Source organism: Roseateles oligotrophus (assembly GCF_025717515.1).
Lineage (GTDB): Bacteria > Pseudomonadota > Gammaproteobacteria > Burkholderiales > Burkholderiaceae_C > Paucibacter_A > Paucibacter_A oligotrophus.
In genome coordinates this window covers 143,804-164,537 of sequence record NZ_JAJIRN010000004.1, presented here as the reverse complement: position 1 = coordinate 164,537, position 20,734 = coordinate 143,804, and the positions used below count along the sequence as shown (strand labels likewise).

Annotated in this window: 17 protein-coding genes; 14 read left to right on the top strand and 3 right to left on the bottom strand. The window is 63.1% G+C overall.

All coding sequences use genetic code 11. The features are described from left to right. Positions 1 to 4 precede the first annotated feature (4 nt). The 4 genes from LNV07_RS09840 to LNV07_RS09825 all read left to right on the top strand — a co-directional run bounded on the left by LNV07_RS09840 (position 5) and on the right by LNV07_RS09825 (position 5,009). Positions 5 to 2,803: a PEP-CTERM sorting domain-containing protein gene (locus LNV07_RS09840; protein WP_263570991.1), complete on the top strand. Its 2,799-nt coding sequence runs from the start codon at positions 5 to 7 to the stop codon at positions 2,801 to 2,803. A 76-nt stretch (positions 2,804 to 2,879) separates the two neighbouring features. Further along, a complete protein-coding gene (locus LNV07_RS09835; protein WP_263570990.1) occupies positions 2,880 to 3,677 on the top strand; it encodes a hypothetical protein in 798 nt (265 codons plus the stop codon). 34 nt (positions 3,678 to 3,711) lie between these two features. Further along, on the top strand, positions 3,712 to 4,326 hold the full coding sequence (locus tag LNV07_RS09830; protein ID WP_263570989.1) for a hypothetical protein: 615 nt from the start codon (positions 3,712 to 3,714) through the stop codon (positions 4,324 to 4,326). 50 nt (positions 4,327 to 4,376) lie between these two features. After that, positions 4,377 to 5,009, top strand: a complete 633-nt coding sequence (locus LNV07_RS09825; protein ID WP_263570988.1) for a PEP-CTERM sorting domain-containing protein — start codon at positions 4,377 to 4,379, stop codon at positions 5,007 to 5,009. Position 5,010: 1 nt separating this feature from the next. Here LNV07_RS09825 and asd read toward each other — a convergent pair whose 3' ends face one another. Next, positions 5,011 to 5,856, bottom strand: a complete 846-nt coding sequence (asd, locus tag LNV07_RS09820) for an archaetidylserine decarboxylase (protein ID WP_263570987.1) — start codon at positions 5,854 to 5,856, stop codon at positions 5,011 to 5,013. A gap of 83 nt (positions 5,857 to 5,939) precedes the next feature. Here asd and LNV07_RS09815 point away from each other — a divergent pair, with 83 nt between their 5' ends. Continuing rightward, positions 5,940 to 7,601, top strand: a complete 1,662-nt coding sequence (locus tag LNV07_RS09815) for an aminotransferase class III-fold pyridoxal phosphate-dependent enzyme (RefSeq protein ID WP_263570986.1) — start codon at positions 5,940 to 5,942, stop codon at positions 7,599 to 7,601. 12 nt (positions 7,602 to 7,613) lie between these two features. On the opposite strand, the gene LNV07_RS09810 is transcribed toward LNV07_RS09815, so the two are convergent. Beyond that, positions 7,614 to 8,258, bottom strand: coding sequence for a hypothetical protein (locus LNV07_RS09810; RefSeq protein ID WP_263570985.1), 645 nt, complete (start codon positions 8,256 to 8,258; stop codon positions 7,614 to 7,616). Between the two features lie 165 nt (positions 8,259 to 8,423). Here LNV07_RS09810 and LNV07_RS09805 point away from each other — a divergent pair, with 165 nt between their 5' ends. Further along, on the top strand, positions 8,424 to 9,674 hold the full coding sequence (locus tag LNV07_RS09805) for a glycosyltransferase family 4 protein (protein WP_263570984.1): 1,251 nt from the start codon (positions 8,424 to 8,426) through the stop codon (positions 9,672 to 9,674). Between the two features lie 17 nt (positions 9,675 to 9,691). On the opposite strand, the gene lplT is transcribed toward LNV07_RS09805, so the two are convergent. Next, the gene (lplT, locus tag LNV07_RS09800; RefSeq protein ID WP_263570983.1) at positions 9,692 to 10,954 is read right to left on the bottom strand and encodes a lysophospholipid transporter LplT; all 1,263 of its coding nucleotides are present in this window, start codon (positions 10,952 to 10,954) and stop codon (positions 9,692 to 9,694) included. Between the two features lie 275 nt (positions 10,955 to 11,229). On the opposite strand from lplT, the gene mraZ reads away from it, so the two are divergent. The 8 genes from mraZ to mraY all read left to right on the top strand — a co-directional run bounded on the left by mraZ (position 11,230) and on the right by mraY (position 20,683). Then, a complete protein-coding gene (mraZ, locus tag LNV07_RS09795; RefSeq protein ID WP_263571266.1) occupies positions 11,230 to 11,658 on the top strand; it encodes a division/cell wall cluster transcriptional repressor MraZ in 429 nt (142 codons plus the stop codon). After that, the gene (gene rsmH / locus LNV07_RS09790; RefSeq protein ID WP_263570982.1) at positions 11,658 to 12,641 is read left to right on the top strand and encodes a 16S rRNA (cytosine(1402)-N(4))-methyltransferase RsmH; all 984 of its coding nucleotides are present in this window, start codon (positions 11,658 to 11,660) and stop codon (positions 12,639 to 12,641) included. The genes mraZ and rsmH overlap by 1 nt, the downstream gene beginning before the upstream one ends. Before the next feature lie 2 nt (positions 12,642 to 12,643). Continuing rightward, the gene (ftsL, locus tag LNV07_RS09785) at positions 12,644 to 12,949 is read left to right on the top strand and encodes a cell division protein FtsL (RefSeq protein ID WP_263570981.1); all 306 of its coding nucleotides are present in this window, start codon (positions 12,644 to 12,646) and stop codon (positions 12,947 to 12,949) included. Positions 12,950 to 13,035: 86 nt separating this feature from the next. Further along, a complete protein-coding gene (locus tag LNV07_RS09780; RefSeq protein ID WP_263571265.1) occupies positions 13,036 to 14,781 on the top strand; it encodes a peptidoglycan D,D-transpeptidase FtsI family protein in 1,746 nt (581 codons plus the stop codon). Between the two features lie 2 nt (positions 14,782 to 14,783). After that, positions 14,784 to 16,592, top strand: a complete 1,809-nt coding sequence (locus LNV07_RS09775) for a peptidoglycan D,D-transpeptidase FtsI family protein (RefSeq protein ID WP_263570980.1) — start codon at positions 14,784 to 14,786, stop codon at positions 16,590 to 16,592. Positions 16,593 to 16,594: 2 nt separating this feature from the next. Further along, the gene (locus LNV07_RS09770; protein ID WP_263570979.1) at positions 16,595 to 18,085 is read left to right on the top strand and encodes a UDP-N-acetylmuramoyl-L-alanyl-D-glutamate--2,6-diaminopimelate ligase; all 1,491 of its coding nucleotides are present in this window, start codon (positions 16,595 to 16,597) and stop codon (positions 18,083 to 18,085) included. 8 nt (positions 18,086 to 18,093) lie between these two features. Then, positions 18,094 to 19,515 carry a UDP-N-acetylmuramoyl-tripeptide--D-alanyl-D-alanine ligase gene (locus LNV07_RS09765; protein ID WP_263570978.1) on the top strand — a complete coding sequence of 474 codons (1,422 nt, stop codon included), beginning with the start codon at positions 18,094 to 18,096 and terminating at the stop codon, positions 19,513 to 19,515. Beyond that, complete coding sequence (gene mraY / locus LNV07_RS09760) at positions 19,505 to 20,683, top strand: phospho-N-acetylmuramoyl-pentapeptide-transferase (protein WP_263570977.1); 1,179 nt, start codon at positions 19,505 to 19,507, stop codon at positions 20,681 to 20,683. The genes LNV07_RS09765 and mraY overlap by 11 nt, the downstream gene beginning before the upstream one ends. Positions 20,684 to 20,734: the final 51 nt, after the last annotated feature.

The window sequence follows — 20,734 nt, the reverse complement described above, 5'->3', positions numbered from 1 at the left end:
CATCATGTCGCACCGTATTGCCGCTCCTTTCAAGCTCCACCCGCTGGCCCTGGTGGCCAGCGCCGCCCTGCTGGCTTTGGCTGCGCCAGCAGCACAGGCGGCTTCAAAGTACTGGGCTTGCGCCAATACCGTGGCCTGGAACACGGCCAATTGCTGGAAAACCTCGGCAGGCGTCGTCACGACGGCCCCGGACACCGGTGACTACGCTTACCTCGACAACGCCACGACGACTGCACGCACGGTCACCTTTGGCTTCAATCCAGGCAAGGTGTACGACTACACCGAAATCAAGGCATCCTCCAGCGGCAACATGACGCTCAATATCAACAGTGCGTCCTCGAACTTCAGCAGCGACTATATCGACATCGTGGCCGCAGCTGCGGGCAGTGCGAGCATCACGCAGTCAGCGGGCGTCCTCACAGCCGCGACCCGCCTGAAGATGACGGGCAACGCCGCCAACGCGAATGCCAAGAGTCAATACATCCTGTCAGGTGGCGCGCTCAACACCGAGTTGCTGGAAATGCGAGGCCTCGGCAGCATGAGTTTCTCGCAAACCGGCGGCGTCAATAACGCAAAGAACATATTTCTGAGCAGCGATGCCCTTGCCAGCTACGCGATGTCCGGCAGCAGCACGCTCAATACCAACTACGTCTCGCTCGGGTTTTTGCAAGGCAGCGATCTCTACAAGGGCCAGTTTTCTCAAAGCAGCGGTACGCACAACAACCAGTACGGCATTGGCGTGGGTGCTGGCTCGCAATATCTGCTGTCCGGCAGCGGCAAGGTGGTGAGTGGCAGCGGTATCACCGTGTCGGCCGATGGCCTCTTCAATCAGAATGGGGGCACCGTGTCGGGCGGCAGCCAGTCCGCGATCAATGGCAGCGGCAGCTACAAGATTGCCGGCAGCAGCAGCTTCACGGGGGACAAGTTGCTCATCTCGGACGCCGGCAGCTTCCTGCACGGTGCCGGCAGCGTCACGATCACCAATATGCTGTCGGTGTTCGGGCCCGGTGCCGCGTACCACCTGTCCGGCACCGGCATACTCAACAGCGCCGCTGTTGGCGTGGGTTCGATCAACGGCGCCGGGGCCAGCTTCAATCAGTCGGGCGGCACCCACACCATCACCGGCGACCTTGCGCTTTCCGGCTATGTCAACGGGTTCTACAAGCTTCAGGGCGGCAGCCTCAGCAGCAACCGGACCATCGTCGGCGACAAGACCATTGGCACTTTCGAGCAAAGCGCGGGCTCCCACCAGACGACGGCCTTCATCGTCGGCCAAGCCGATGGCGGCGATGGCCAGGTCAATCTGTCCGGAGGCGTGCTGAACGCGAACAATGCCAGCATTGGCGCGGCCGGCAAGGGCAGCTTCGCCCAAACGGGCGGCAGCTTTGTGGTGGCTGGGTCCACGCAACTCGGCGGCGCGGCGTCCGGCACCTACACCCTCAGCGGTGGCCTGTTGAACACCGTCAGCCTGAATATCAATGCCAACGGCAAGCTGGTCTTCGATGGCGGCAGCATGACCGGCGGCGTGATCAACCAGAACGGCAAACTCTGGGTCAGCAAAGACGGCGGCACCTCGGCCAATATCAAGCTCGGCAGCAGCTCGATCACCCAGATCGACGCCACCTTCACCAACAGCGGCACCTTGACGGTCACACGCAGCCTGGTGGCTGACCACAGCGTCATCGGCAGCGGCACGCTCTACAACCACGGCGTCGGCACCATCACGGGCCAGGGCAGCATCTTGGCCAACGTCAACAACGCCGGCACCCTGCAATCCAAGGGCGGTGACCTGACCCTGGCCGGCGCGAGCTTTGTCAACAGCGGCAAGCTGCGCAACGGCGTCGGCAGCAATGTCTACGTCAATGCCGGCAGCGTCAGCAACAACGGCAATATCGACGTGAACTCCGCCGGTGCAGTCGTGTTCGATGCCAATCTCGGCAATCAGTCCGGCAAGGTCGTCACCCTGCTCGGCGGCACGCTGGCGACACCGAAGCTCAGCAACTTTGCCGGCGGCACGGTCACCGGCTTCGGCACGCTCAGCGGCGATCTTCGCAATCTCGGCAATGTGGACTTCTATGGCCCGACGAATATCGTCGGCAATGTCAGCAATGAAGCAGGCGCGGATTTCCTGGTGCGCAACAACCAGACCTTGATCACCGGCGACCTGGTGAACAACGGCACCATCCGCACGATCAAAGGCAAGGTGGTCTTTGAGGGCACGCTCACCAACAACGGCGCTTACATCAGCGACCCGTCCGAGAACCACTTCAGCAACCTGATCGTCAACGAGCAGGGTTTCCTGGTCGGCGAAACAGGCGACAGCTTCATCTTCAGCGGCAACTTCATCAACCACAGCGCACAGGCCTCGCAGTGGCAGACGGGCGCGGCAAGCCTGGTGTTTGCCGGCCCAGGCAGCAAGACCATGCTGCTGGCCGGCGAGGAATTGGGCTTCAGTGCGGCAGGCTCCCAGAACAATTTCAGTTGGGGTGAGCTGGCACTCGCCGGCGGCGCGCATCTGGCCTTGGCCGATGGCAATGCAAGCATCGGTGCGGCGCTCTATGTGGGCCGTGTCACGGGCGTGGCGCTGGCCGGCGGAGCGGTTAGCAACATCACCGGCAACGGCTTCAACATCTATTACGACGCCAGCCTGGGCGATAACGCCTACCTGGGCGGCCAGACCTTCGCATTGCAGGACGGCGGTGTGCTCACGGCCATGGCACCCGTCCCCGAGCCGGCGAGCTATGCGCTGTTGTTCGCGGGCCTGGCGCTGATCGGCGTGCATTGCCGCCGCCGGATGCAGTGAGCGGAATTGCCCACGACGGCAGGCTCAATCCCTGACCCCTTCACATTTGTAAACAACCTGACGGAGAACCTTGACCATGAAAAATATCAACACTTTGAAGACCCTGATGATCACCGCCATTTTGCTGGCCGCTGGCGGCAGCGCGATGGCCCAAGCCACGCTCGACCACAACAAGGCTTTGGCCGGCAACTCGCTGCCGGGCGATGCACCGGGCTACCCCATCACCCTGAGCCAGCCCGGCCACTATGTGCTGAAGAGCAATCTGCAGGTGCCGGCCGGCGTGCATGGCATTGAAATCACCGGCAAAAACGTGACGCTGGATTTGAACGGCTTCAGCATCATGGGCACGGGCGATTGCAGCCGCAACGACGGCACCAAGGTGGTCACTTGCTCCGGCACCGTAGGTAGCTCGATCGGGGTTCGTGTGGTGGCTGACGCCGCGACCGTTCGCAATGGCACGGTCTCCGGCTTCGACTATGGAATTGACGTGGTCTATTTGGGAAACGGCACCCAAGGTGGTGTCGTGCTGGCAGACCTGCTGCTGTCCCGCAACGTGAGAGCTGGGCTGAGTTCCAACGCAGCCAAAGGCCCGTACCTGCGTGCCAGTGGGCTGATTGCCACGCTCAATGGTGAAAACGGCCTGAACGTATTCAATGGGCTGATTGAACGCAGCCAAGCCAATAACAACGGGAGCATTGGCTTTAGTCTGAACTCGCAGGTCGTTTCTTTGCTGGACAGTTTTGCCTATGGAAACCGAATTGCCGGGGTCGACAAAGGCGTGCTGCGTGGCGTCAACCTGCAGTTCAATGGCGTCAACCGCACCGGCAGCATTCAGTCGATGGGCGGCAATATGGACGGCGGCACGCCATTCTGAACTCAGGCGCAGCAACAAAGCGGAGCCCTTGACCATGGCCAAGACCTTTGACTTGAACCTGCCGGTGCCCCAGCAGCTGCTGCGGCTAGCCCGCAAACCGGTCGACAAGCGAGGGCCCGCGCAGGGTTGGCCCTTGGTCGTCATGCTGCTGATCTGGGTTTGGTTGTACTTGACCTCGGCAGCAGCCCGGCCGATGGCGCCGAGCTTTGCCCCCCCGCAAGCATTGATCGAGGCGACGTCTGCGCCCGAGCCGGCAGTGGCAGAGGAGGGGTCAGACCTTGCTCCAGCCATCGGGCCTTCAATCCGGTGGGAGGGGCAAGATCTGGTGATCGATGCCAAAGCCGCAACCTTGGCCGAACTGACCACAGCCTTGGCCGCACAGACCGGCAGCGAGCTGCTGGGTGAGCTGGCCTTGTTGAACGAGGCGCGTCCGCTCAGCTTGCGCTGGCGTGGCCGCGACCCGCAGCAGGCCTGGGCGCTGCTGCTTCAAGGCCAGGCCAGCTACGCGACGCAATGCGCGAACCACCATTGCCGCGTCTGGTTGTTGGGCCAACTGGCGCCCGGGCTTGCTGGCGCAGCACCACCCTCGCCAAGTCCGCCATATCGCGCCGCCGAACCCGATCCACCGGGGCTATTTCCCTCCGATTGAGGTCCTGGTCAGCTTGGCCGGCCTCGCCACACCTCCAACGAAAGCACACCATGAAATTCAAAACCCTGTCTTCACTGTCAAGCCTGTTCATGCTGGGCTGGCTGGCCGTCTTGGGTCCGGCGAACGCCTCACCAATTACCTATGAGTTCAGCGGCGTGGTTGCCAGCGACACGGCCGAGCGCGGCTGGCAGCAATTCACCGGCAGCTTCAGCTTCGACAGCGTCGCCCTCGACGCCATTGCCGACCCCAGCACCGCCGCCTATGCGCATGCCGGCGCGCCCTGGGGCATGAGCGTCAGCTTCGACGGCGGCCCGGCCTTGCTGCTTGACAGCAGCTTCAATATGCTGGTCAGCAATGATTTGCAAGGCGCCGATCAATGGGGCGCTTTGGCCCAGAACGGCAGCGGCAGCGAGGTGTTTTCGCTCAGCCTGATCGATGTGTCGGCCAGCGTCTTCGACAGTGACGCCTTGCCGCTTGGCGGCCTGACCCTGGGCAATTTTTCTTTCAACAGTTTTCGCTACGAGTCGGCCGACGCCGAGTTGCAAGGGCAGCTCGGCAGTCTGTATTGCGTGGCCGGTTGCGAGGCCCAGCCACCCGTCCCGGTGCCGGAGCCCGGCAGCTTGGCTTTGGTGGCCGCGGGTTTGGTCGCAATGCTCTTGCGGCGGCAAGGGTCCGGGCGCTGATTCAGCTCGGTTGGGGTAATTGCATCAAGGCTTGACCCGTTCGAATCCTGCTGCCGTTTCCGATCCCCGGGCTCAAGGTGAAGCCCTTGGGGGCGAACACGATGATGGTGGAACCATGCTGGAACCAGCCCATCTCTTCGCCTTTCTTGAAGCTGGCCCGACAGGGTAATTCGTTAGCGCCTTGGTAATCGACATGCAGCAGCAGGTCGAGAAAGTGCAGTCTTAGGCTGGCCACCAGGATCGCGGCCACCGGCACGATCGCGATTTGCTCGCCGGTTTTCAGCCTTGATCTCAGCACCGCCCGCTCATTGCGGCAGAACAGGCGCTCGACTCGCTTCAGTGCGATCGGGTTGACGTTCCAGGTGTCGCCAGCGATATGCGTGACATGTTCGACCGTGCAGTCCTGCGGCGCATGGAAGCGGTGGTACATCGCCGAGGTCAGGCGCAGCGTGACGAACATGCCGTCTTGAAAAGCGGATGTGTCTTGCGTTGGTCCGAACAGATCCTGCATCGAATAAGGGAAGCCCTTGGCCTGAAAGATCTGCCGCCCTTCGACTTGGCCGCAGGCACCGACGATGGCGTCGCAGGGGCTGCTCAACACCTCGGTGGCCATATCGACCCGGCGTGCGCCCGCTACCAACTCACGGGTGAAGCAGTCGTGCAGGCTGTCGAACTTTTGTTTTTTGGCGTCGCTCAGGTCCAGATCGGTGAAGAGCCGCCAGATCGCGATCGAAGCGCGGGCCAGCAACGGATGGCGGATTTGGCTGAACTTGCCCATCAGCCTTGTCAGCGCGATGCGCGGAATCCGGTTGGTCAGCAGAAAGTTCAGATCCTCCTGTTGGAGCATCTTTCGCAGAGAAATTGTCATATTCACGAGGCTGTCAAGCAGCGCTGTTTAGATAGAGGGACCGAACTACTTCGACCTACGTCATGGAACAAACTTTTGCGCTTTCCGCCCTGGCCTTGGCCGCCTTGGCCTGGACGCTGCCGCGCGCCAAACGGCGCTTGGAGTTGTCGCGCGCCAAACACCGCTCGCTCGCCGGCCATTCGCGCATGGCCAAGCGCTTGGCCGGTTTCATTCCCGGCTATGCCTATGACGAAGAGCGCTTCTTCAATTCCGACGCGGCGCCGGCCGAGGTCGTCAGCCGCCGCCGCATCGGCTTCAAACGCCTGAGCGAGACCTTTGCCCAGCGCTATGCCAAGAGCATTGCAATGACGGCGCGCGCCCGCGAGGGCATTTCGGACCTGCAATTCACCGGCAGCTACCGGGTGCCGTTTCAGTACAGCCCCTATTTGCGCGAGCACATCAAGACCGGCAGCTTTTTGCAGGCCTCGTCCGGCGTCGAGGTCGTGGACCTGGACGGCAATGCCTTTTACGACCTGACCGGCAGCTACGGCGTCAACGTCTTCGGCTACGACTTCTACCGCGACTGCGTCGACGAAGGCATCGCCTTGACGCACCAACTCGGGCCGGTCTTGGGCGCCTACCACCCCTGCGTGGCCGACAACGTCGAGCGGCTCAAGGCCATCTCGGGGCTGGACGAGGTGTCCTTCCATATGTCGGGCACCGAGGCGGTGATGCAGGCCGTGCGGCTGGCGCGTTATCACACCAAGCGCAAGCACCTGGTGCGCTTTTGCGGCGCCTATCATGGCTGGTGGGAGGATGTGCAGCCCGGCATCGGCAACCCGCTGCCGCCGCGCGAAACCTACACGCTGCAGGAGATGGATGCGCGCAGCCTGCAGGTGCTGCGCACCCGCAAGGACATCGCCTGCGTGCTGATCAATCCGCTGCAGGCGCTGCATCCGAACAAGGGCGCACCGGGTGACTCGCAACTCTTGGACAGCGCCAGAAGCGCCGGCTACGACCGCGCCGCCTACGCCGCCTGGCTGCAGGCCTTGCGCGAGGTCTGCAGCGAGCGCGGCATCGTGTTGATTTTCGACGAGGTGTTCCTGGGCTTCAGGCTGGCGCCGGGCGGCGCGCAGGAATACTTCGGCGTGCGTGCCGACATGGTCACCTACGGCAAGACGCTGGGCGGCGGCCTGCCGGTCGGCGTGGTCTGCGGCAAGCAGGCGCTGATGAAACGCTTTCGCGAGGAGCGCCCGGCCGACATCTGTTTTGCCCGCGGCACCTTCAACTCGCATCCCTATGTGATGGGCGCGATGAAGGTGTTCCTGGATAGGCTGGAAACACCGGCCGTGAAGGACATTTACGCCGGGCTTGATGAGCGCTGGAACGCGCGCGCCGAGCGTTTCAATGCGGCATTGCAGGGGGCGGGCTTGCCGGTACGGGTTGCGCATATGCAGTCAATCTGGACGGTGTTCTACACCGAGCCCTCGCGCTACAACTGGATGTTGCAGTTCTATCTGCGCGAGCAAGGGCTGGCCTTGAGTTGGGTCGGTACCGGGCGCTTGATCTTCAGCCTCAACTACAGCGATGCGGACTTTGATGAAGTCACGCAGCGCTTCGTCAAGGCGGCTCAAACGATGCGGGCCGAGGGCTGGTGGGAGGCAGATGCCGCGCTGACGAACAAGGCCATCAAGCGCGGCCTGCTGAAGGAAATGCTGCAGCAGGCGTGGGGCAGCAAATCCTAAAGCTCAATCGACTCAACCGTGTTTCGCATTTAAATCATGCGAGACATGGTCCATCGGGTCGATCAACTCGCCGCGCAGCAGGTACAGCGGTGCCTTGTGATACAGCATGATGTCGTGAAAGGGGTCGGTCAGGATCTTGGTCATCCAGGCCACGGCTGTCATCAGGTCTTGCTGAATCCACAACTGCAAGACGCGGAAGATCAGGCCGGCCGCACCGAGTGCCAGCCAGGCGATGCCGACGTCATGCAGCCAGCCTTGCACATCGTTGGCCGGCTGGATCAAGCCCAGCAGCGAGGGCTGTAGCCACAGCGCGGCGGGGATCGCGACCCAGATCGCCAGCAGCACGATCTTGCGCTGGATGTTGTAGCCGATCTTGATCTCTTCCTTGTGCTGATCGCTGGCCTGATTGACATGGTCGTAGCCGCGCGGTTCGAAGAAGAAGTGCCCCGCCTGACGACTGGTCATCGACACGCACCAGGCCAGCAGCGCTGCCATCGCCGGGTTGAAGAACAGCATTGCATAAGAGATCAGGAAGAAGATCGCGCTGAGCAGATGCAGGCTTTGATTGATGCGGCTGTGATGGTAGTAGCGGTGGTCGTCCCAGCGCTGCACTCTCAGGGTGTGGGCAAGAGTTTGGAGAAAAGGCTTGTCGTTCACGCGCACGTCCTCGTATCGTTCAGGTGCAAGAGCTGCCGCCCGGGATGGGCCGGCATGCCGCGACGGAATGGTGACCGCGCTGCATGAAAATTCCGTGACGTTCGCGCGACCGTAATGTTTTGTATCTGTCATCGAACTGTTACGCGCGCCGTGCACTATGCGCACATGAAGAACGTTACTTCCTTTTCGTCTCCTGGCATTCTGGTAGATAACTACCCTGCGGCACAGCGCTCCTTGCGCATCGCCTTCGTGACGGAAACTTATCCGCCCGAGGTCAATGGTGTGGCGATGACGATCTCTCGCATCGTTGAAGGCCTGCACGCCCGCAACCATGATGTGCAGCTGATCCGACCGCGCCAAGATGCCAGCGATGCCGCCGAGACCGGCGTGCGCTTTCAGGAGGTGCTGATGCGCGGTCTGCCGATTCCGCGCTACCCGAATCTGCGCATGGGTCTGCCGTCCAAGCGTGCCTTGGTGCAGCTCTGGTCACTGCACCGGCCCGATGTGGTTCACATCGCCACCGAGGGCGCCTTGGGCTGGTCGGCGCTGCAGGCGGCGATTCATCTGAAGCTGCCGGTCTGCTCGGACTTCCGCACCAATTTCCACGCCTATAGCCGCCATTACGGGATCGGTTGGCTCTACAAGCCCATCATGGCCTATCTGCGCAAATTCCATAACCGCACGCAGGCGACGATGGTGCCGACCGAGGCCTTGCGCCGCGAACTGGAGACGGGTGGTTTCAAGCATCTGAACGTGGTGTCGCGCGGCGTTGATGTGCAGCAGTTCTCGCCCTTGCGGCGCAGTCAGGCCCTGCGTGAGCAATGGGGCGTGGCGCCGGATGCTCTGGTGGCCGTCTATGTCGGGCGGATCGCGCCGGAGAAGAATCTGCCGGCCTTGATTGCTGCCTTCGAGGCGATCAGCAAAAACGATCCGCGCGCCAAGCTGGTGGTGGTCGGCAGCGGCCCGCAGCAGGCAGAGCTGCAGCAGCGCTTGCCTAACGCGATATTCGCAGGGCAGCGCAAGGGCGAAGACTTGGCTGCCCATTACGCCAGTGCCGATCTGTTCTTGTTCCCCAGCCTGACCGAGACCTTCGGCAACGTCACCACCGAGGCGATGGCCAGTGGCTTGGCCGTGCTGGCATTCAATTACGCGGCCGCCGCGCAGTTGATCCGCAACGGCGTGAATGGCCATGTGGTGGAGATCGATGACGCGGCCGGCTTTGTGCAGGCGGCGATTGATATGGCCGGCGATGCAGCGGGCCGCCTGCGCATGGGCGAGGCGGCTGCGGTGACGGCCCAAGCCTTGGACTGGAGCAGCATCGTCGGGCGCTTCGAGGGGGTGCTCGACTCGGTCATCCACCGTGCCGAGCAGCCTTATCGTTCGCCCATCGTGGCGCCACAACGCCGCGTCGTCTAAAAGCAGGCCGGAGCTTTTTAATGTGTGATCGGCCCGGCTGCTTCAGGCATGCTCCGGGCCTCGCGCCACATCAGCCCGGCGATCGCCAGGGCGATACTCAGGCCGAAGCCCCACATCACGGTCACGATGGAAACATCCAGCGCCAACAAGCCCGCATATGCCGCCAGCATCGCCAGCACGCTGGCGTTTTCGTTGAAGCCTTGCACGGCGATCGAGCGGCCGGCGCTGAGCAGGCTATAGCCCCGGTGCTGGAGCAGGGCGTTCAGCGGTACCACCATCAGCCCGCCGACGGCACCAATCAGCACCAACAGCGGAATCGCCAGCAGCAAACTGCCGGCGCTGGCCACCGCCGGAATCAACAGGCCCAGCAGCACGCCGAATGCCAGCATGCGCTTGGCCGCATGCAGCGGTACCCAGCGCCCGGCAATGGCTGCGCCCGCAATCACGCCCAGCGCCACGGCAGCCTGCAAATAGGCCGACTGCGACAGCGGCAAATGCAACACATCGGCGGCCCAGCGCAGCACGGCAAACTGCAAGGTCGCACCTACGCCCCAGAACAAGGTGGTGACGGCGAGCGAGAGGCCGCCGTCGGCGTCGGCCCAAAGCTTGCGGTTAGCCTTCCAGAAGTCCCGGCACAGGCAGCGGGGGTGGAGGCTGCGGCTGCTGGGGTAGCGGGCGCCGCTGGCGGGTACGCCGAGATTGAGTGCGGCGGCCAAGCCGTAGACGAGTATCAACAAGCCTATCGACGGGGCTAGGCGGCTGGGCGTCAGCCAAGCCAAGCCTTGCAGCCATTGCTGCGCGGTATTGAGGCCGCTCAGGCCCAGCAACCAAGGGCTGACCAACAAGCCGCCCAAGACCGTGCCGAACAGCGCCGCGCAGACGACGCTGACCTCCAGCCAACCATTGGCCATCACCAGGCGCTGCGGCCCGACCAGTTCGGTCACCAAGCCGTACTTGGCGGGTGCATAGGCGGCCGCACCAAAGCCGACGATGGCAAAGGCGGCAAACGGGTGCAAGCCCAAGGCCAGGCCGAAGACGCCGAGCAGCTTGATGCCGTTCATCCATGCCATCAGCCGAGCTTTTGGCAGGGCGTCTGCCAGCGGGCCGACGAAGGGCGCCAGCACCACGTATGAAATCGTGAAGCCGAACTTCAGCATCGGTGCCCACCAGGCGGGCAGATTCAGCTCCAGGAGCCTGGCAATGATGACGATCAGCAGCGCGTTGTCGGCCAGGGCCGAGGCGAATTGGGCGGCGATCAAGAGATGGAAGCCGGTGGGCATGAAGCGTGCACCTGAGGAATCAAAGGCAAAAGCGTGACAGCGCCGCGTGAAACGCTGGTGACAGCTTGCAAGCGTTTGAGACGCTCACTTCATCTTCAACATGCAGACCATCGCGCAAGTCCTTATTTTTGAACAAGTTTTACGTCTTGGTCAATTTAGGACTTGCCGCTAAGTCTTTGATTTAATTGAAAAATCTTTGATCTACCTTGACCTTTGTGGCTTCTGCAAGTAAAGTGGGAACTAGTGCATTTTGGTGGGTCGCCGTGGCGAATTTTGTGTTTCAGGGGGCTTCGGCCTTGGCAATGGATGCCAAGGGGCGTTTGGCCGTCCCCACACGCCACCGTGAGGTTTTGCAGGCGCTTTGCGCCGGGCAAATGACCGTGACCAAGCACCCCGACGGCTGTCTGGTGGTGTTTCCTCGCCCGGTTTGGGAGGGCTTTAGGGAGCGGGTCGCCGCCTTGCCGATGTCGGCCGCGGGCTGGAAGCGCGTTTTTCTGGGTAATGCAATGGATGTCGAGATCGACGGCGCCGCGCGCGTGCTGATCTCGCCCGAATTGCGCGCCGCCGCCGGCCTGCAAAAAGACGTGATCTTGATGGGGATGGGCAGTCATTTCGAACTCTGGGATGCGGCCGCCTATGCCGCGCATGAAGCCCAGGTGATGCAGTCCGAATTGCCGGACGCCTTGAAGGACTTCAGCTTCTGATGGAAACGCCAGCCCCCCAGTTCTCTCACACCACCGTGCTCTTGAATGAGGCGGTCGACAACGTTCTGACCACACCCGACGGCATTTATGTCGATGGCACCTTTGGCCGAGGCGGGCATTCGCGCCTCTTGCTGAGTAAGCTGGGCCCCCAAGGGCGCTTGATTGCAATCGATCGCGACTTGGAGGCAATCGCCGCTGCGACCGAAGGGCCGGATCGCATCAGCGACCCGCGCTTCACGATTGTTCACTCGGCCTTTGCCGATATGCGCGCGCAGCTGCGCGCGATCGGTATCGAGCAGGTGCAAGGCGTGCTCTTGGACCTGGGTGTGTCGAGCCCGCAGATTGACAACCCCGAGCGTGGGTTCAGCTTCCGCTTCAGCGGCCCGCTGGATATGCGCATGGACACCACCCGCGGCGAAAGTGCCGCGGATTTCCTGGCCCGCGCCGATGAGCGCCAGATTGCGGAGGTCGTGCGCAACTATGGGGAAGAACGGTTTGCTGTGCAAATTGCAAAGGCGCTTGTTGCTCGCCGCCTCGAGGGCCGAGCCGTCCGAACCACGGATGACTTGTCCGAAGTCGTGGCTCGTGCGGTCAAGACTCGCGAGCCGGGTCAGAACCCCGCCACGCGCACATTTCAAGCTCTTCGGATTCACGTCAACGGCGAGCTTGAGGAGCTTGAGCAGGGGCTGAACGCAGCGCTGGCGCTGCTCGCCCCCGGTGGCCGCATGGCCATCATCAGCTTCCACTCGCTCGAAGACCGCATCGTCAAGAACTTCATCGGCGGCCATAGCAAGCAGGTGGTCGACCGGCGCGCGCTGTTCGCCGAGCCCAAGCCGCTGGCGCTAGAGGCGATTGCCCGCATCAAGCCCAGTGAGGCCGAGGTGCAGGCGAATCCGCGTTCGCGCTCGGCCGTTTTGCGGATCGCCCAACGCACCGCGGTGCCCTTGCCTGTTGAGCATCACAAGCGCCGGCGGGGTGAGTAAGCGTGTTGGGGCGGCTGAACTTTGTCTTGTTGCTGGTCGTGCTGGTGTCCGGCATGGTGCTGGTGCGCAGCGCCTATGACGCGCGCCGCCTCTTCACAGAAGTGGACCGGGCGCAGGCCGAGGGTCGCCGTTTGGAGGCCGACAGCCAGCGCCTACAGGCCGAGCGCCATGCGCAGGCGACCAATCTGCGCGTCGAGCAGGTGGCTCGCGAGCGCCTGAAGATGCGCGCCATCAGCCCGAATGTGATTCAAACGGCTGACGATCACGCCGCTGCCGCAGCTGCCACCAAGGCCGGAGCCGCGCGATGAAATGGTTCAAGCGCGCTCGCTCCAGCGGCGCCGAGCCGGTCAAGCGCTCGGCCAAGTCCGCCAAGGCAGTCGCTGCCAGCCAGGGCATGCGCAGCGTCAGCTACTCGACCAGCCCCTTGCTGGCGTCCAAGACGCCGGTCTGGCGCTCGCGCTTTTTGGTGGCGCTGGTCGGCTTTGCCTTCACCGGCTTGTTGGCACGCGCACTCTATGTGCAAGTGATTGGTACGCAGTTCTATCAAAAGCAGGGCGAGGCACGCTATGTGCATCAGCTCGAACTGCCGGCCAGTCGTGGCCGAATCAATGACCGTGGCGGCAACGTCCTGGCCGCCAGCGTCGCGGTGCCCTCGGTCTGGGCGATTCCGAAAGAGGTCGATACAGATCCTGAAAAACGCAAGGCCCTGGCAAAAATTCTCGGCTGGTCTAATGCCGAACTCGAGCGCAAGCTCGACCCGGCCACGCGCTTTGTCTGGTTGCAGCGCCAGGCCGACGACCAAGTTGCAGCACAGATCAAGGCGCTGGGCCTGAAGGGTGTGTTCCAGGATCGCGAATACAAGCGCAAGTACCCGGAAGGCGAAGCCGCCGCCCATGTGGTGGGCTTCACCAATATCGAAGACAAGGGCCAGGAAGGCATCGAGCTGGCGCGCCAAAAAGACCTGCAGGGGCGCGACGGCAGTCGCTCGGTCGTGCGTGACCGACTTGGTCGGGTGGTCGAAGACATCGGCGAGCGCGTGCCCGCTGCCAATGGCCGCGATATTGATCTTTCGATCGACTCCAAGGTGCAGTTCTTCGCCTACCAGCGCATCCGCGATGCGGTCGCCGAACACAAGGCCAAGGCCGGTAGCGTGGTGGTCCTGGATGCCCAGACGGGCGAAATTCTGGCGCTCGCGAATTACCCCAGTTACGACCCCGGCGAGCGCAAGAATCTCAGCGGCGCACAGTTGCGCAACCGCGCCTTGACCGACATCTTCGAGCCCGGCTCGACCATGAAACCCTTCGTCACCGCGTTGGCGCTGGAGACCGGCCGGGTGCACCCCGACACCGTCATCAATACCGGGCCGCGCAGCATCGTCATCAGCGGCTGGTCGCCCTCGGATGCCCACCCGCATGGCGAATTGACGGTCGCGCAGGTGATTCAAAAATCCAGCAACGTTGGTGTGGTCAAGATGGCGATGCAGATGTCGCCGCGTGAGTTGCACGAGATGTACACCGCCATCGGCCTGGGGCAGCGGCCGCAGATCGACTTCCCCGGTGCCATCACCGGCAAACTGCGGCCCTACAAGAGCTGGCGCCCGATCGAGCAGGCGACGATGAGCTATGGCTATGGTCTCTCGGCCTCGTTGCTGCAACTGGCGCGGGCATACACGGTGTTCGCCCATGACGGCGAAGTGATCCCGATCACGATGACACGCAAGCCGCCGGACGAGGTCGTTAGCGGCATCAAGGTGTTCTCTCCTAAAACTGCCGAGACCCTGCGCGGCATGTTGCAAATGGCGGCCGGCCCCGGCGGCACGGCACCCCAGGCGATGGTCAGTGGCTATAGCGTCGGCGGCAAGTCCGGCACCGCGCACAAGCAAGAAGGCAAGGGCTATGCCGGCCACAAATACCGCTCCTGGTTTGTCGGCATGGCGCCCATCAGCAAGCCCCGCATCATCGTGGCGGTGATGGTCGACGAGCCGACCAACGGCATCTATTTCGGTGGTGCGGTGGCCGGGCCGGTGTTCAGCCAAGTGGTGTCGCAGAGCCTGCGCCTGCTCAATGTGCCGACCGATCTCGAGGTCAAGCCGCAGATCATTGCCAGCCAAAAGCTGCAGGCCGTCGAGGAGAGCTTTTAGCCATGGCGCTGAAGAAGTTTTTCTCCGGCGCCAAGCGTGGCTCGCGCGCCGCCGAGCCGCTCAGCCACAGGCAGAGCCCGCTCCTGGCCTCGCGCACGCCGGCCTGGCGGTCGCAGTTCCTGGTCGTCGCGGTGGGTCTGGGCTTGGCCGGCCTGCTCGGCCGCGCACTCTATGTGCAAGTGATTGGCAAGCAGTTTTTCCAGAAGCAAGGTGAGGCACGCTTCTCCCACAAGATGGAACTGCCGGCCAGCCGCGGGCGCATTGTCGACCGCAGCGGCAAGGTCCTGGCTTCCAGCGTGGCCGTGCCTTCGTTCTGGACCATACCGTCCGAATTGGAGGCCACGCCCGAGCAGCGCCTAGCCTTGGCCAAGGCCTTGGGGCTGAGCCCGCAGGCCTTGGCGCAAAAGCTTGATCCCGCCAGCCGCTTTGTCTGGCTGCTGCGCCAAGCCGACGAAGCCAGCGCCGCGCGCATTCAGGCGCTGGGCCTGAAGGGCGTTTATCAAGACCGCGAATATCGGCGCCACTATCCGGAGGGCGAGGCCTCGGCCCATGTGGTCGGCTTCACCAATGTGGAAGAACGCGGTCAAGAGGGCATCGAGCTGGCGTTCCAAAAAGACCTGCAGGGCCGCGACGGCTCGCGCTGGGTCACGCGCGACCGCCTCGGGCGAGTCATTGATGATGTCGCCCAGGCCCGCTCCGAAGCGATGCCGGCCGTCAACGGCCATGACATTGATCTATCCATCGACTCGCAGACGCAGTACTTTGCCTATCAAGCGATTCGCGACGCCGTCGCCGCCAACCAGGCCAAGGCGGGCAGCGTGGTGGTCCTGGATGCGCGCAGTGGCGAGATCCTGGCGCTGGCCAACTTCCCCAGCTACCAGCCGGATCAGCGCAAGCATCTGAGCGGCGAGCAGTTGCGCAACCGCGCGCTGACCGATGTCTTCGAGCCCGGTTCGACGATGAAGCCCTTCATTGCCGCGCAGGCCTTGGAGAGCGGCCGCGTCACGCCCGACACCATCATTCAGACGGCGCCCGGCCGCATCACCATCGGTGGCGCCACCATCAGCGACGCGCATCCCGGCGATGCGCTGACGGTGTCCCAGGTGATTCAAAAATCCAGCAATGTCGGCACCGTCAAGATGGCGATGCAGATGCCGGCCAGCGAGATGCACCAGCTGTACTCGTCATTAGGTCTGGGGCAGCGCCCGCAGATCAGCTTCCCAGGCGCCGTCACCGGCAGCCTGCGGCCCTATAAAAAATGGCGGCCGATCGAGCAGGCGACGATGAGCTATGGCTATGGCCTGTCGGCCTCGCTGCTGCAGTTGGCCCATGCCTACACGGTATTCGCGCATGATGGCGAGTTGCTGCCGCTGAGCATGACCAAGCGCGCCGCAGGCGAGGCTGTGACCGGCCAGCGCGTGTTTTCGGCCAAGACCGCCCAACAGCTGCGCCAGATGCTGCAGTCGGTCACGGCGGCAGGCGGCACCTCGCCGCAGGCGCAGGTCGCCGGCTATAGCGTCGGCGGCAAATCGGGCACCGCCTACAAGCAAGAGGGGCGAGGCTATGTGCGCAACAAATACCGCGCCTGGTTTGTGGGCCTGGCCCCGATCGACAAGCCGCGCATCATCGTGGCGGTGATGGTGGACGAGCCGACGCAGCAGTTCCACGACGGTGGCAAGGTCGCCGGCCCGGTGTTCAGTCGGGTTGTTTCCAAAAGCCTGCAGCTGATGGGCGTGCCAAGCGATCCGACCCTCAGGCCACAAATCTTGCCGCCCCAGCAAATGGCTGCCGCGGCCTACCAGGCGCTCTGACCATGTTGACCCGACTCAAATCCCCCGAAGCCTGTGCCCGTTGGTTGCAGGAATGGACCACCGGCGTGCTGCGCACCGACAGCCGCGCCGTGCAGCCCGGCGATGCCTTCATCGCCTGGCCCGGCTATGCGCGCGACGGCCGCGAATTTGTCGCGCAGGCCTTGGCGGCTGGTGCCTCGACCTGTCTGGTCGAAGACGCTGGTGTCGAGAGTTATGGTTTTGTGGACGCTCGCGTCGCGTCCTTGCCCGATCTGAAATCCAAGACCGGCCTGATCGCCGCCGCCTATTACGGTCAGCCGTCCAAGGCCTTGAGCGTGATCGCCACCACCGGCACCAATGGCAAGACCTCCACCGCATGGTGGTGCGCGCAGGCGCTGAGTTTGCTGGGCCAGCGCTGCGGCGTCGTCGGCACCTTGGGGGTGGGCGAGCCACCTATTCCTGGTCGGCAGGCCGCTGCGATTGAATACACCGGCCTGACCACGCCCGACCCGGTGCTGCTGCAAGCGAACTTCCGCCGCATGCAAGATGAAGGTTATGCGGCCTGCGCGATCGAGGCTTCCTCAATCGGTTTGAAGGAATTCCGCCTCAGCGGCAGCGAAATCCGCGTCGCTCTGTTCACCAATTTCACCCAGGATCATCTCGACTATCACGGCACGATGGACGCCTATTGGGCCGCCAAACGGGAGCTGTTCGAAGCCCCTGGCCTGCGCGCTGCGGTCTTGAACATTGACGATGCCAAGGGCACCGAGTTGGCGCTTGAGCTGGCCGCAAAGCTGGATGTCTGGACCTGCTCGCTGAACGGCCCGGCGCGTTTGCGGGCGACCGACCTGCACTATCTTGCCGGCGGCCTGGCCTTTACTTTGCGCGAGGGCGAACAAGCCTTGTTGATCGAAACCGGGCTGATCGGTGAATACAACGTCGCCAACTTGCTGGGCGTCATCGGCTGCCTGCGCGCCTTGGGCCACGGCCTGGCGGAAATTGCCGCCGTGGCCGGCCAAGTCACCTCGGTGCCCGGCCGCATGCAGCGGGTCGGCAATGGTCTGGAGTTGCCGCAACTAGTGGTCGACTATGCGCATACGCCGGATGCTCTGGATAAAGCCTTGACGGCCTTGCAGCCACTCGCTGCGGCGCGCGGTGGCCAGCTGATTTGCGTGTTCGGCTGCGGCGGCAACCGCGACCGCGCCAAGCGCCCGGCGATGGGCGCGATTGCAGCGGCCAAGGCAGACAAGGTCATCCTCACCAGCGACAACCCGCGCCATGAAGAGCCGGCGCAGATTCTGGCCGACATCGCCGCCGGCATGCCCGGCGAGCCCTTGTCCATGGTCGACCGTCGCGCGGCGATTCAAGCTGCGGTGCTTGAGGCCGGTCCGCGCGATGTGATCCTGGTGGCAGGCAAGGGGCATGAAGACTATCAAGAGGTGGCGGGTCAGCGCCAGCCTTTCTCCGATGTCGAGGAAGCACGCCTGGCCCTGATCGCGAGGGCTGGACTGTGAGCGCTTTGATGACCTTGGCTCAGGCCCATGCGCTCTTGCTGAGCGCCGTGCCGCAGGCGCAGTTGGTCGGTGACGGGAGCGTCGCCATTGCCCGCGTTCACAGTGACAGTCGCAGCCTTGAGGCGGGTGATCTGTTTGTCGCCTTGCGCGGCGAGCGTTTTGATGCGCATGATTTTTTGCCGCAAGCCGCCGCCGCAGGTGCCGTGGCGGCGCTGGCCGAGCGCGGCTTGCTTGAGGCAGGCCTGAGCGGCATTTTGGTGCCCGATGCCAAGGCCGCGCTGGGGCATTTGGCGGCCGCCTGGCGTGCCCAGCTTCAGCTGCCCTTGATTGCCGTCACCGGCAGTAACGGCAAGACCACGGTGACGCAGATGATCGCCAGCATCCTGCGTGCCTGGGTCGGCAATGCAGCCTTGGCGACCGTCGGGAATTTCAATAACGATATTGGCGTGCCTTTGACCCTGCTGCGGCTGCGCCAGGACGACAGCCAATGGATAAGGGTTGCCGTGATCGAGTTGGGCATGAACCATCCGGGCGAGATCGCACCGCTGGCGCAGATGGCCGCCCCTAGCGTGGCCTTGGTCAATAACGCGCAGCGCGAGCACCAGGAATTCATGCAAACGGTGGAGGCCGCCGCGCGCGAGAACGGCGCCGTGATCGAATCGCTGGGCGCCACCGGTGTGGCGGTGTTTCCGGCCGAAGACGCCTGTGCGCCGATCTGGTATGCGATGGCCGGCGCGCGCCCTCATCTGAGCTTTGCGCTGCAAGGCGAGGCCGATGTGACGGGCCGCGCAACTTGGGTCGAGGCCGCGCCCGTCGGCCATTGGGCGTTGGAGCTGCACACGCCGGCCGGCGATGCGCCGATCGCGCTGGCCGTGGCCGGCCTTCACAACGTGCGCAATGCCATGGCGGCGGCGGCCTGTGCGCTGGCCGCGGGTGCGCCGCTGGCCGCGATCGTGCGTGGACTGGAAGAATTTGAACCGGTGAAAGGTCGCTCGCAGTTAAAGAGCTGTATGCAAGGCGAGCGGCGCGTCACGCTGATCGACGACAGCTACAACGCCAACCCCGACAGCGTGCGGGCGGCCATCGATGTGCTGGCGGGTTTGCCCGGTCGGTCCTGGCTGCTCTTGGGCGATATGGGCGAGGTCGGCGATCAAGGCCCGGCCTTCCACCGCGAAGTCGGCGCTTATGCGGCGGCGCGAGGCATTGCCAATTTATGGACGGCCGGCGTTGCGGCGGCCGACGCGTCCGCTGCCTTCGGTCCGGCTGCACGTCATTTCAACAACACTGCCGATCTGATTTCGGCAATGCAGACCGCGCCGGCCGAGTTGCCGGCGGTCGACAATATTTTGGTCAAGGGTTCGAGATTCATGCAGATGGAACGGGTGGTTGGCACATTGCAAACCCAAGCAGGAGCTTCCGATGCTGCTTAGTCTGGCTCAATGGTTGCAAAGCATGTATCCCGAAATGGGCTTTTTGCGCGTCTTCCAGTACATCACCTTCCGTGCAGTGATGGCGGCGCTAACCGCCTTGTTGATCGGCCTGGCCTTTGGCCCCTGGGTGATCCGCAAATTGACCGAGATGAAGATCGGCCAACCGATCCGCGAATACGGCATCCAGCAGCATTTGGTCAAGAGCGGCACACCGACGATGGGCGGCGTGTTGATCCTGATCGGCATCGCGGTGTCGACCCTGCTCTGGTTCGACTGGAGCAATCGCTTCGTCTGGGTCGTGATGCTGGTGACGATGGGCTTCGGCGCCATCGGCTGGGTTGACGATTGGCGCAAGGTGGTGGACAAGGATCCCGAGGGCATGGCCAGCCGCGAGAAGTTCTTCTGGCAGTCCTTGATTGGTTTGATTGCCGCGCTCTACCTGGCCTTCAGCGTGTCGGAGACCTCGATCTTTGGCGTCGTGGAGTTGTTCTTCCGCTGGGTCAGCTCGGGCTTCTCGACCGACCTGCCGCCCAAGGCCGACTTGATGGTGCCCTTCTTCAAGACCATCAGCTATCCGCTGGGCGTTTTCGGCTTCATCGCGCTGTCCTACTTCGTCATCGTCGGCTGCAGCAATGCCGTCAACATTACCGACGGTCTGGACGGCTTGGCCATCATGCCGGTGGTGATGGTGGGTTCGGTGCTGGGTCTGTTTGCCTATATGACCGGCTCCTCGGTGTTCTCGAAATACCTGTTGCTGCCCTATATCCCCGGTGCCGGTGAATTGTTGATTTTTTGCGCGGCGATGGCGGGGGCAGGTCTTGCCTTTCTGTGGTTCAACGCCCACCCGGCGCAGGTCTTCATGGGTGATGTGGGCGCGCTCTCGCTTGGCGGAGCGCTCGGCACGGTGGCGGTCATCACCCGGCAGGAAATTCTGCTCGGCATCATGGGCGGCATCTTCGTGGCCGAGGTGATGTCGGTGATGTTGCAAGTGAGCTGGTTCAAATACACCAAGAAGAAATTCGGCACCGGGCGGCGCATCTTCAAGATGGCACCGCTGCACCATCATTTCGAGAAGTCCGGCTGGAAGGAAACGCAGGTCGTCGTGCGCTTCTGGATCATCACCATGCTCTTGTGCCTGGTCGGCTTGGCGAGTCTGAAGCTGCGATGATGATGCCCCCACGCTCACTTCGTTCACTGCCAAACGGCTTGCATGCCGTTT